Consider the following 13036-nt stretch of genomic DNA (forward strand, 5'->3'; position numbering starts at 1 on the left):
ATCATCCAAAACAAATACATAGAATTGAATGAATTGGATTAGTTGGAACGCCGTATGCGGTGAAAGTCGCACGTACGGTGTGAACAGGGGGAAAAGGTGGCGATAACTTCAAAGCCTTACCTATCTGTATTAAGTACGATCCTTCACAAAGTTATAAGAACCCGATTTTCCTACAAAGGAAACCGGGTTTTTTATTTTAGCAATATTTTGTTAAACTCAATTAATTATGACCAACTATTGGGTGTGGTACATATGGTTCTTCAAGAAAAGCAACTTCTTCTGGTGTTAACATAATCGATAGGGCACCTACGGCATCTTCAAGATGAGATATTTTTGTGGCACCAATAATAGGTGACGTTACGGTTTCTTTCTGCAGTAACCAAGCAAGCGCGATATGGATGCGTGGAACACCATGTTTTTCTGCAATGGCTGCAACTCGTTCTACAACCAATCTATCGGCATCAGCGGTCGCATCATATTTAGATTTTTGAATTTGATCCGTTTCTGAACGATGCGTTGTTTCCGACCAATCACGCGTTAATCTTCCTGAAGCGAGTGGGCTATATGGTGTGACCCCAATCTTTTCTTCCTTACAAAGTGGTAGCATTTCTCGCTCCTCTTCACGGTAAATGAGGTTTAAATGATTCTGCATTGACACGAACTTAGTCCATCCGTTTTTGTCCGCTACGTGTAATGCCTTTTGGAATTGCCATGCGTACATGGCAGAAGCACCAATATATCTTGCTTTCCCAGCTTTCACCACATCTTGCAATGCTTCCATCGTTTCTTCAATTGGGGTATTGTAATCCCAGCGGTGGATGATATAAAGGTCTACATAATCCGTTCCAAGTCTGTTAAGGCTCTTATCAATTTCACTTATGATGGCTTTTCGGGAGAGACCCGCACCATTTGGACCTTCATGCATACGACCGTGAATCTTCGTCGCAAGTACAATTTCATCACGATTAGCATAATCTTTTAAAGCTCGTCCTAGAATTTCTTCACTTGTTCCAAGTGAATATACATTCGCTGTATCAAAAAAATTAATACCAAGTTCCAAAGCCTTTTTTATGATTGGACGAGAGCTTTCCTCATTAAGTACCCATGGGTGAACCCAACTCTTAGCATCACTGAATCCCATGCATCCAAGACAAAGCCTAGATACATCCAAACCAGTATTGCCTAGTTTTGTATATTTCATCTTAATACCCCTTTTTCCTAAGAGATTATAGGTTGTTCCTAAAAAAGCTCAAGCAAGATTCCTCTAAAAAAAGTAATTTTTCTTAAACGATGCTATTCAGCGTTTTCTCTATCCTTCTTGAAAAAAAGACTAGTTTTTTAAATATCAAATTTAACGTTACCGAGCCATTCCACGAAGTCAGGGTCTCTATGTGAAAAGAACACGCTTCTTCTTTCGTATCTAACGTAGTAATGGTCTTCATGTCTTTACCTTAATTCAAAACCAAAGATACCTTAGCTAGCAAGTTGTTTTGTTTTAGGATTGAACATGTAGCTACTCAAAACAATAGATGCTAAGCCCAATAGCAAGAATAATAATCCTCCTAATACGATATATTGCGTGCCCATTCCTGAAATTAATAATCCACTTACTGCTGTACCAATTGTTACCCCTATATTACCACACGATAAAAACAATCCATTTGCGAAATCAGGAGCTTCTGGAGCCGCAGAGGTGATCCAATATTGACTAACATTATTTGCTATAGCAAATAATATCCCCCACAAGAAAATTGTTATCATCATAGGTCCGATGGACTTCCCTGTAAAGAATGAAATTAAATGAACTATTCTAATACAATTGGAAAAGATATTGCAGTTTTAATGGCATTTCTAGTAAGTAGCCTGCCACCTATAAGGGTTCCAATAAGACTTGCTACCCCTAATAAAAATAACGCAAAAGTTAAGGTGTTCCCCGATATATTCGTAATGGTTTCAAGATATTCTGTAATGAAGGTATTAATGCTCGAAGTTGCTGAACCTAAAAACACCACTGTAGCAATGGCTAACCAAACAATTTGCTTTTTCAATACGCTAATTTGAGCTCCATAAGAAAGTCTTTCCTTAACAGGCATAGATGGCACAAATACCAATGTAGCTAGGAAGGCAATAATATTTACGATGGCAAAAAATAACATCGCCATTTCTATGGAAGTATGATTAGCAATATAATTAGTGATTGGTATACCAAGTATCATACCTGCGGTTACTCCCATGATCACTTTAGAAACAGCCTTTGGAGCTTCTTCCCTGCTAACAGACGTAGCAGCTACTGTCAGAGCCAATGAACAATATATTGGATGAAAAAAGGCTGGAATTACACGAGCTATTAGCAAAACAGTAAAGCTAGATGCAAACATTGAGACAATGTTACCTACAACGAAAATACCAAGTACGAGTAGCATTACCGTCCTACGATTTATTCCTGAAAACAATAACGGCATAATAGGTCCAGATATTGCGACAACAAGTGCAAAGAGGCTCACTAGCAGACCTGCTTTAGATACACTTATATCAAAGTGCTCAGCAATTGAAGGCAATATCCCAATCACACCCATCTCAGTCGTTAAGATACCGAAAACTCCTATGGTCAATATAAGTATGAGAAAACTATTTTGTTTACCCATTACATACACCTTCTTTCTAAAAATTAATGTGGTTATTGACTATTTTTTGTTTCTTTTCCATCGTCTCCTTTATATAATTCATATTGATGATTTAAACCACATCTGTGTATAATTTTAAACAGAAAAAGACTTTTAACAATCACTAAATTACCAAGATTCGTGTATTAGTGCACAAATTGATTAGAATTGTGTATTTATTTTTAAGAAGGATGGGTGACGCACATAATGTCTACGGTTGATAGAAGAATACTCAGATCTCAAGAAGCAATAAAAAGAGCTTTTATTGAACTGATGTCTGAAAAAAAATTTTGATCAGATCACGATACAGGATATTGCTGACAGGGCAAATGTAAATCGGAGAACCATCTATCTTCATTACATGGACAAATTTGATCTGCTTGATAAACTAATTGAAGAACATATTAACGAACTACGGGAAATGTGTGAATCAGAATCTGAAACGGATGAATTAGATGGAAGTGTGAGCTGGTTCGAATACTTTGAAAGTAATTATTCATTTTTTTCGGCGTTGTTAGCCAGTAAAGGAGCTCCTTTCTTCCGTAGCCAATTCCTTGAGTTTGTCATCGAGGATATAAAGAATGGATGGAATATAACAAAAGGAAAGTATCGTGGTTTAAGCGAAGATGTTATTCTTCAATTTTTTGGAACTGCTTACGTTGGGGCAGTGGAATGGTGGTTCACGAATGAAATGCCTTATCCACCTCATGTGATGGAAGAACAAGTGGGGATACTGCTAGAATCCATTGAAAAACTACCAAACATTAGTGAAGAAGAAAGGGACTAATACATGAGAAGGTGCTTTAACTAGAAATAGTGTCTCTTACTATACAATAAGTTGCATTTTGTGTGAAGGATTGTACTTAAAGTAAGGCAGAGTTGAAAAACCAGGCTGCCAGAGTTGGCAGCTTTCTTTTTGAACTAAAGGGAGTTTAGTTTAGTGTAATTATTTAGAATTTCCATTTATATTGTTAGTTAGGCAATTTTCCAGGTAAATGCATCTCCTTAGAAATTTTTCCTTTTCCCCACACAAAAGGAACCCCCACCATTAGGCAGGGGATTCATTCGTTTATCGTTTCGCCATAGTTCTCCCTTAGGCGCTTTATATCTTCTTTAGGTGGTAAACCAAACATGCGGGAATATTCACGGCTGAATTGTGATGGACTATCATAACCAACCCGGAATGCAACATCTGCTGCATCCGCTGATTCGGATAATAACAGGCTCCGGGCTTCTTGAAGTCTGAGTTGTTTTTGGAATTGGATTGGGCTCATCGCTGTTACCTCTTTAAAGTGTCGATGAAGTGAAGAAACACTCATATTTGCTATTTCCGCAAGTTCCTCAATCTTAAAAGACTTTCCATAGTTATTCATGATATATTCGATCACGTCACTGATTTGATTGGCAGAACTTCCTTCTATTGCAATTTGTTTAAGCATCCCCCCATGTTCTCCTTGCAGAACCCTATAGATGATTTCTTTCATAATTAGAGGAGCAAGTACCGGGATATCCTTCGGATTATCTAGGAGTCGAGCTAATCTGGTTACCGTGTCAAGCAGAAATGGCTCTATTTTGCTGACATACATACCTCGCTTAGCATTCTCCTTCTTATCAACACCCATTTCAGATTCACGTAACACCTCTAAAATTTGACTCGCTGTAAATTCAATTTTTAGAGCCAAGTACGGAACCTGGAAAGAGGCTTCTGTCACTTGTCCGGTTATTGGTAACTTTACGGATGCAACAAGGTAATCGGCAGGACCGTACTGAAAACGCTCTTGTGACAGTAATACCTCCTTCATCCCTTGAACCACAATGCATAAGGAAGGCTTGTAAACTCCGTAATTTGGTCCAGTTTCATTAGAGTATCGAGAGAAAAATAAAGACGGAATAGCAGTCATGTGAGAACCGTCCTGTCCTATGTGACCTTCTATGATTTTGGTGAGCTCAACTCTTTGTCTATATAATTGTTCAAACATAAAATCCTCCTTTGTCTTCATCCGTGATGGTCCCATTATAATGCTAATTCACCTTTTAGGTAATGGATTTGAGAGGATTATGCAATCATTTGGTACGATTGTGATACCAGTCGCGATTTCATTTGTTGCATAATGAGGATGCAAGTTATTTCACATCTTTATTTTTAACCTAAATAGAAACCATGATTAACACATAGAAAATATACATGCTAACACTCATCAGCTTCTTGGTTGGCACCTCACAATTCGTTATTTCTGCATTCTTGATAAAGTGGCTGCTTTCGTCGGCGTTTCCATATGAAATATATGGGATTAACAACTAATTCTAGCGAAGCAACCAAATTTCATCAATTAATTGCTGATAAAAAGGAGGAAGATAAATAATGAAAAAGCGTCAATTAGGAAAAAGCGGTTTAGAAGTTTCTGCAATTGGGTTAGGTTGCATGGGAATGAGTCAAAGTTTTGGTCCAATTCCAGAAAAGAAAGAGGCAATATCTTTAATCCATGCGGCGGTTGAACGTGGTGTTAATTTCTTCGACACTGCAGAAGTATATGGGAAAGATCATCACAATGAGGAGTTGGTAGGTGAAGCACTTGCCCCATTTAAGGGAAAGGTGGTCATCGCAACTAAATTTGGCATTAAAATGGAAGACGGCAAGCAGGTGCTTGACAGCAAACTTGAGACTATTAGGAAATCAGTCGAAGGCTCGCTCAAACGACTTAAAATCGAAACGATTGACCTATATTATCAGCATCGTGTTGACCCAACTGTGCCAGTAGAAGAAGTGGCTGGAGTAATACAAGACCTAATCATGGAAGGCAAGATCAGACATTGGGGACTTTCTGAAGCAGGGGTGGAAACGATTCGTCGTGCGCATGCTGTTCAGCCTCTCACGGCAGTTGAAAGTGAATACTCAATGATGTGGAGAAGTCCTGAAAATGAATTGTTACCTATCCTTGAAGATTTAGGGATTGGCTTTGTACCATTTGCCCCGCTGGGCAAGGGATTCCTTACTGGAACTATTGATAAGAATACAACATTCGGGAGCGACGACTTCCGCAGCAAACAGCCTCGCTTCCAATCAGAGAATCTTGAAGCAAATCAGGTTTTAGTGGAATTAATAAAGAAGGTGGCTGCAGAAAAGAACTCAACGACGGCTCAAATTGCACTAGCATGGGTACTTGCTCAGAAGCAGTGGATTGTTCCGATTCCTGGTACTCGTAAATTTGAGCGACTGGTAGAAAATATTGGTGCAGTGGATGTGGAGCTTTCAACTGAGGAACTAAAAGATTTGAATAACGCACTCTCTAAAATAGAGATTGTGGGAGATCGTTATCCTGTAGGTTCTGATTACGCAAAAAGAGTGAGCAAATAACTTAAAAGAAGGGATTAATTCAGTATGTCTAATATTCAAGATAAAGTTGTTATTATTACGGGTGCTTCTAGTGGGATTGGGGAGGCTACTGCAAAGGAGCTTGCATCTAAAGGTGCCAAGCTGGTCTTAGCAGCTCGCCGGGAAGATCGTTTAAAGAAATTACAAGAAGAAATTAAAAGTTACGGTGGTCAGGTTGTTTATAAAGTAACGGATGTCACTTCGCATGAACAAATGGAAGAGTTAGCTGAAGATGCGCTTCAAACGTTTGGAAAAATAGATGTACTAGTCAATAATGCAGGCGTTATGCCGCATTCATTTCTTTACAAGAAAAAAGTTGATGATTGGAACAAGATGATTGATGTAAACATTAAAGGAGTTCTTTATGGAATTGCGGCTGTGCTTCCATCAATGAGAGAACAAAAATCAGGTCATATTATCAATCTTTCTTCTGTAGCCGGACACTTTGTTGGTCCTGGGAGCACCGTTTATGCTGGAACGAAGTTCGCCGTGCGTGCTATTTCTGAAGGTCTACGTAAGGAAGAGGCTGGAAACAATATTCGTTCCACGATTATTTCACCAGGGGCTGTTAAGAGTGAATTAACAGAATCGATCACAGATATGGATTTGAAACCTGGAATCGATAAAATTTATGAAGGTGCGATTGAAGCTGAAGCAATAGCTCGTGCCATTGCCTTTGCGATTGAACAACCAGCTGATGTTGCTATTAATGAGATGATTATTCGACCAACAAATCAAGAACGGTAAAAACTCTGGGGGCATTTTTAATATCGGGTTATTATCGTTCCTTATTGTAGTGAATCTACCCACTTAATTGATATGAATGAACGACGGCGATGCTCTAAATAGGCATCGCCTTTTCCTTAATAAAAGGTAAGTTTGTGAAGATTTACACTTAAAGTAAAGGGTGCTTGAGTTTAAGATTAAGGCTGCCATAATTGGTCGCTTTTTCGGCGAAACTACTTGGAGCTTAGAAAATTACTATGTACAGTTGAAGAATACGAAGAATCATCGTTTAATGAATTAATAGAGGATTTAAAAATGTATAAATGTTTATAATCTGTTCTAGTTGTTGTTTGAACACAGCCTATTTCTTTTTTTAATAAAGGGAGGGCTGAGGATTCCTCACGCCCCTTAGATTTACTACTCGTTCATAGAACCGCTATTATTACTCGCATTACGGTTGTTAGCAGCAGCATTGTTATCTCCGCCAGCACCCTCGCCAACTTGGTTACCAAGCGCACCGCCTGCAAGACCGCCAGCAACAGTACCAAGTGGTCCAAACATAGAGCCTACCATAGCGCCCGCAGCACCGCCGCTAACAGTCAATAATTAAAACAAGCTGTAAATAAAAAATGGGTTTTATCCTTTTCTGCTTTTTTTCGAAGAATTTATCTAAAAGTCCCATTGTCAATCAATCCTAACCTGACTAAAATTCCTCAGGTACGTTTAGTACCTTTATCGTCTTAAATGCTGGAATCACTTTAAACCGCAAATTGTAGTTAGAATGAATTATTTCCAACTCTTGTTCTGTAGCTGTAAACTGCATAGCAACATCATTATCCTGATCTATAAGTGCATAGGAATTTTCGTTTGAAAACAGCTTGTAAGATTTATGTGCTATCAGCGTCCAGCCATATAGTAGTTCATGACTTTTATTCACTATTACTACACCTCCGTAATTACGATTATAATTTAAAAAGGTCAAATAGAACACTTATTTTAAGTTCACAAACCTAAGGATAGGTGAGGATCGAACTGCCATTTGTTGCCATGTTCATCTTTCACTAAAGGGGCAGGTTACTTCAATAGGAGTGTTAAGCAGGGAATAAATAAGATGAGGTGGAATATTAATTAATGTGACAATTTATGGGGGTGTGGAATTGAAGATTGGTTTTTTTCGAAATCTCAATAAATTAGAGAAACAGCAGTTTTAGGTGTTGAGCTATGTATAATTGAATGGAATGGAAAAACTCACTTATTCCATCATCTCAAATTCCTATAAAATTGTTTTCCTTATGGTGCTAACGGGTGCAGGAGTTTAAGACAGGGATAGCTGCGGCGATCCCTTTTCTTATTCGACTTAACGGGCAGTTTAGTGTAATAAGGCAGACGGAATATCAGGCGTTGAGATATAATTGTGATATTGCGTATTTGCAATTTTTATTTATAAATTTGAAATGGAGAATAAATAATGTTTTGGAAAAAAAGAAGAAACTGCAAACATACTTCATATAAATTCGAAGCTGATTTTGTGGCGGATTCGATTTGGTGTAACGATTGTGGTGAAAATCTTGATATAGAGGAATTCCCTTTGACAGATGAATTGAGGGAACAGTTAATGGATTGGGTATCGGAGTATGGAAAATGGATTGATTTAGAAACCGATTTATTAGAAGAAAATGGATTACAACTAGTGGGAAATCACAATGAAAAAGGGTTGCAACTACTCCAAGAGGTGAAGAAACAGTTAGGAGAACAATATCCAATCGTATTTGTTCCATCCGAATTTTGAAAATAATTGAATAGTTTCTTATTCAGCTAACGGGTGCGATTGTTTAATAATTAAAGAAAAAGTTTTAGAAGGCTTTAAGCGATATTTCGGAGAAAATTCGGATTTTCATATTATGTTTAGAAATGCCTATTTAAAGGGATTGGAATAGGAAGGCTTATGAGGGAATCAAAGAGATTGACGGAACTGTCCAAATTACCAGATTCAAAAACAGAAAAATTTTATGATTGTTTCACTCTTATTTCATCACAAATCTAATAACACGATTTATTATTTTCCAATAAAAAGCACCTGACAAATGTAACCGCTTCCATTAATATAGATAGTAAGAAATAGGAGAGGGGATACAAACAATGGAACTTTTATTAGAACAATGTGAACATAACCAGTCGGAAGAACCTTGTGAAGAGTGTACCCCAAAAAAAGAAAGAGAAGAGAATTACGATATCTCTGAATATGATTATCATAAAAGATTGTGGTTTTAATATAAAGAGAGCTTCCTTTAGAAGTTGTTTTAGAAAGGGTAGTTGTTGACGGAAAAAATGACATAGATATAAGAGATGTGTTGATTTTCTTCTTCAGCTAACGGGTGCTTTACTTCAATAGGAGTAGAGCCCTTTTTTCTGTTGTTAAGTAACGGGTAGCTTTAACATAATAAGGCACAAGATTAAAAAGCCTAAAATATACAAGTTATCATGCACAACTTGTATATTTTTGCTTTTTTTAATTAGTGGTTTAATTCTACCTAGACTGATGAAACGGAAAAGAACAAGCAAGTTAAATGAAAATACTTTGTCAAAAATTCTTACATAAATAGGTAAAGTTTCCCGAAATAAAAATATAATTAAATACTACGAGATACTTGAATCAAAATTAATCATAAAATAACAATCTCATTTATAAAAATGTAGGAAGAGGTTTCTATTTATCATATGTCCCCCTTGAAAAAAATGAGTCGAAGGGTGTTGTTCCAATGAGTCTCAAAGACATAAGTACCTCAGTGCCCAAAAAGGATCATACAGGAAAAGTATCGGGCCAGCTGCCCTATATTAGCGACGTGAAAGTGGAAAATATGGTTTATGGTGTTTTGGTTAGGTCTCAGGTTGCATATGGAAAAATCATCTCCATCCAATTACCAAACCTTCCGGAAGGATATGAAGCGGTTGGAGCAGAGGATATCCCTGGTCCGAATTATGTCAAAATTATCAAAGAAGATCAGCCCATTTTTGCCAATGAGTGGGTCAATTATATTGGTGAGCCAATTCTGATGCTCGTAGGAGAAGACCTGAATATCTTGTACCGTTTGTTAAATGAAGTAGAGATTGAATTTGAAGAACATCCACCTATCTATACATTGGACGAAGCGATCAAGCAAAAATCTGTAGCCGGGGTCAATATGGCAAGTTATGAATTCGGGGAAAGCTTAGAGACCATTTCAGCGATCGAGCAGGGAGCTCACAAAATAATTGAAGAAGAATATGATACGGGTTATCAGGAGCATGTCTACCTTGAGCCACAAGGTATGCTCGCCATATATAAGGAGGATGAAATTGAAGTCCAGGGATCGATGCAATGTCTGTATTATATAAAAAATGCCTTGCTAAGCGCGTTAGCCTGTGGTGACGATGAAGTCAGAGTGGTTCAAAGCCCTACTGGCGGAGGTTTTGGCGGAAAAGAAGATTTTCCTTCGATGATGGCTTGTCACGTAGCCGTTGCAGCAAAGGCAGTCAAAAAATCGGTGATGCTCGTCTTCGACCGTTCGGAGGATATGGTAGTTACGACGAAAAGGCATCCGGCCAAACTCAATTATCGAACTGCCCTTGATGAGGAAGGAAATATTTTGAGCCTGTGTATTGACATCTATCTCGATGGCGGAGCGAATGTCGGGTTGAGTTCTGTCGTACTGCAGCGTGCATTAATAAACAGTGCCGGTGTTTATAAAATTCCGCATTTTCATGCAAAAGGCTATGTCTTAAAAACCAATACCGTTCCGAATGGCGCCTTCAGAGGCTTTGGTGCTCCACAAAGCTTCGCCGGAATCGAAAGTCATATCGGACATCTTAGTAAACTGGCAAACATCGAACCACTTGAATATAAACGAAAATACCTCGTTAAACAAGGAGACCCCACCATCACCAAAGGTATATTCCGCGATCCAATATTAGTAGAAGAAATGATTGAGGACCTGCTCAATTCGTCAGCATACAAAAAGAAAAAACAGGAGTTTCAGCGTTTCAATCAACAAAGTCAGCGCTATAAAAAAGGCATTGGAACCTCGCTGTTCCTCCACGGCTGTGGATTTACAGGCAGTGGCGAACGAGACCATATTAAAGCAACGGTGAAGCTGGTTAAATCAAAGGACGGCAAAGTTATGCTAAAAATCTCCAATTCCGATATGGGACAAGGCATTTTGACGACGCTGTGTAAAATTGTCGCCAAAGAACTAAACCTCCCGTATGAAGATGTTTTGTACCCTTATCCCGATACAAAAGAGGTACCCGACTCCGGTCCGACCGTCGCCTCCAGGACGACGATGATTGTCGGAAAATTGCTTGAACGGGCCGCAAAAAAACTGAAGGTTCAGTGGCAAACAGGGGTGGAACAGGAAGTAGTAGAGCATTATGTTCACCGTGAAATGATCCCTTGGGACGAGAAAACCTTCACTGGAGATGCTTACCCAGCTTATTCATGGGGTGTGAATATCGTTGAATTGGAAGTCGATACGTTAACAGGAAACGTAAAGTTAGAAAAAGTATACGGCAATTATGAAGTGGGGAAGGTCATCGATGAACGGATTATGAAAGGCCAAATTGACGGTGGTTTGGCTCAAGGGTTAGCATACGGTTATTTAGAAAAGATGACGTCAAAGCAAGGTAAGATCCAACAAAAAAGCATATCGGATTATGGACCGCCGACTTCATTGGACGTTGTTACAATTGAAAGCAAGGTCTTTGATAACCCCTATGCTGATGGTCCATACGGGGCGAAGGGCGCAGGTGAATTGACGTTAATCGGCGGCGCTCCCGCCGTCCAAGCGGCGATCGAGGATGCACTGCAAACTTCTTTTCAGCAAATTCCAATAACACCAGAAGTCATTATTGAAAGTCTTTCGATGAAAGAAGGTGAAGAGGGTTGATGAAATTTACCCTAAATGGAAGAACCGTAGAAACGGACGCCCCTGCTACAGCAAGATTACTAGATTTATTAAGAGATGACTTTGAATTAATCGGTACAAAGGAAGGCTGTGGAGAAGGGGAATGCGGCGCCTGCAGTGTTTTTGTGAATAACCTCCTACAAAACAGCTGCCTTATTCCCATTGGCTCAATTGATGGTGCCGATATTCAAACGATAGAAGGGATACTTGAAACGGAACAATTTAAGATTTTAGATGAGAGCTATAGCTTAGCAGGGGGAGTGCAATGCGGCTATTGCATTCCGGGGATGATTATGGCAAGTGCAGCTTTGCTATCTAAAAATCCTCAGCCTTCAGAGGCTGAAATACGTGAAGGTATATCTGGAAATCTGTGCCGATGTACGGGCTACAATATGATTGTTGATGCGATCAATCAGGCAGCTAAAAAAGGTGACGGCTTATGGTAGAGAAAATAACCGCGTATCGCTTCGATCGTTTAGACCAAACGTTGAGTCAATTGAATAGAGAAGACTGTTTAATCATGGCCGGCGGCACTGATGTCATGGTTCTTCACAAAAGTGGTAGGGGAGTACCTCTGAAACTCCCAAAACCCCTTGTTTTTATTGATCATCTTTCTGAACTAAAGCGAGTGTATCAAAATCAGAAGGATCTTCACATCGGTGCTTGCTGTACCTATAGTGAATTACTTGAACATCCGTTCATTCCCATGCCATTAAAAAATGCCATTAAAACCATTGCGGCCCCGGCAATAAGAAACAGAGGGACATTAGGTGGGAATATTTGCAACGCCTCTCCAGCTGGTGACACACTTCCTTTATTATATGTATACAATGCAAAGCTTCTGTTGCGCTCCGTAAATGGTGATCGAATCGTTGAGATTAGCGATTTTATTCAAGGTCCACGACGGGTACAGCGTTATCAAAATGAGATTTTGGTAGAAGTTATATTGCCGTCCGTATTAGCAGAAGGTGCACATGTCGTTTTTGAGAAAGTCGGCAACCGCAACGCAGATGCCATTGCCAAAGTAGGGTTTGCAGGATATATCCGGATCAATGATGCTCGAATCGATGATGTACGGTTTGCCTTCGGGGCGGTCGGACCAACGATGGTTCGTTCCATTGATATTGAGAAGACGCTGCTTGGAAAGACAATACCATTAGCCAAAGCAGACATCGCTGGAATTGTGGCAGCTTTCGATAAGATCATTAGACCAATCGACGATCAGCGCTCCACTGCGACTTACCGAAAAACAGTCGCGTTAAATCTTTTACGTTATTTTCTTACCTTGAAGCAATATCAACCGAATTAATTTTTTCAAAAAAAGGGGTGAGCTT

Annotated in this window: 11 protein-coding genes and 2 pseudogenes; 8 read left to right on the forward strand and 5 right to left on the reverse strand. The window is 39.1% G+C overall.

Translation table 11 applies throughout. The features are described 5' to 3' along the window. Positions 1-220: 220 nt before the first annotated feature. Positions 221-1201, reverse strand: a complete 981-nt coding sequence (locus tag J7E77_RS26310; protein ID WP_214718051.1) for an aldo/keto reductase — start codon at positions 1199-1201, stop codon at positions 221-223. A gap of 272 nt (positions 1202-1473) precedes the next feature. Then, positions 1474-2645 (reverse strand): annotated as a pseudogene (locus J7E77_RS26315) (MFS transporter). A 225-nt stretch (positions 2646-2870) separates the two neighbouring features. Here J7E77_RS26315 and J7E77_RS26320 point away from each other — a divergent pair. Then, positions 2871-3450, forward strand: a pseudogene (locus J7E77_RS26320) (TetR/AcrR family transcriptional regulator). Between the two features lie 274 nt (positions 3451-3724). Here the strand turns inward: J7E77_RS26320 and J7E77_RS26325 are convergent. Continuing rightward, positions 3725-4642 (reverse strand): AraC family transcriptional regulator, encoded by a 918-nt coding sequence (locus J7E77_RS26325; RefSeq protein ID WP_214718053.1) that lies wholly within the window; start codon positions 4640-4642, stop codon positions 3725-3727. A 383-nt stretch (positions 4643-5025) separates the two neighbouring features. On the opposite strand from J7E77_RS26325, the gene J7E77_RS26330 reads away from it, so the two are divergent. Beyond that, positions 5026-6018, forward strand: a complete 993-nt coding sequence (locus J7E77_RS26330) for an aldo/keto reductase (protein ID WP_214718055.1) — start codon at positions 5026-5028, stop codon at positions 6016-6018. A gap of 24 nt (positions 6019-6042) precedes the next feature. Continuing rightward, positions 6043-6783 carry an SDR family oxidoreductase gene (locus J7E77_RS26335; protein ID WP_214718057.1) on the forward strand — a complete coding sequence of 247 codons (741 nt, stop codon included), beginning with the start codon at positions 6043-6045 and terminating at the stop codon, positions 6781-6783. A gap of 396 nt (positions 6784-7179) precedes the next feature. Here J7E77_RS26335 and J7E77_RS26340 read toward each other — a convergent pair whose 3' ends face one another. Both J7E77_RS26340 and J7E77_RS26345 read right to left on the reverse strand, forming a co-directional pair. After that, a complete protein-coding gene (locus tag J7E77_RS26340) occupies positions 7180-7365 on the reverse strand; it encodes a hypothetical protein (protein WP_214718059.1) in 186 nt (61 codons plus the stop codon). A 100-nt stretch (positions 7366-7465) separates the two neighbouring features. Beyond that, positions 7466-7699 (reverse strand): hypothetical protein, encoded by a 234-nt coding sequence (locus tag J7E77_RS26345; RefSeq protein WP_214718061.1) that lies wholly within the window; start codon positions 7697-7699, stop codon positions 7466-7468. Positions 7700-8230: 531 nt separating this feature from the next. On the opposite strand from J7E77_RS26345, the gene J7E77_RS26350 reads away from it, so the two are divergent. The 5 genes from J7E77_RS26350 to J7E77_RS26365 all read left to right on the forward strand — a co-directional run bounded on the left by J7E77_RS26350 (position 8231) and on the right by J7E77_RS26365 (position 13011). Then, entirely contained in the window at positions 8231-8551 is a 321-nt protein-coding gene (locus J7E77_RS26350; RefSeq protein ID WP_214718063.1) for a hypothetical protein, read from the forward strand. Between the two features lie 350 nt (positions 8552-8901). Further along, positions 8902-9033, forward strand: a complete 132-nt coding sequence (locus J7E77_RS31310) for a hypothetical protein (RefSeq protein ID WP_256942356.1) — start codon at positions 8902-8904, stop codon at positions 9031-9033. Positions 9034-9521: 488 nt separating this feature from the next. Further along, entirely contained in the window at positions 9522-11684 is a 2163-nt protein-coding gene (locus tag J7E77_RS26355; RefSeq protein ID WP_214718066.1) for a xanthine dehydrogenase family protein molybdopterin-binding subunit, read from the forward strand. After that, on the forward strand, positions 11684-12148 hold the full coding sequence (locus J7E77_RS26360) for a (2Fe-2S)-binding protein (protein ID WP_251026818.1): 465 nt from the start codon (positions 11684-11686) through the stop codon (positions 12146-12148). The genes J7E77_RS26355 and J7E77_RS26360 overlap by 1 nt, the downstream gene beginning before the upstream one ends. Beyond that, positions 12142-13011, forward strand: a complete 870-nt coding sequence (locus tag J7E77_RS26365; RefSeq protein ID WP_214718070.1) for an FAD binding domain-containing protein — start codon at positions 12142-12144, stop codon at positions 13009-13011. The genes J7E77_RS26360 and J7E77_RS26365 overlap by 7 nt, the downstream gene beginning before the upstream one ends. Positions 13012-13036: the final 25 nt, after the last annotated feature.

The sequence above is a fragment of the Bacillus sp. ISL-77 genome, assembly GCF_018613105.1.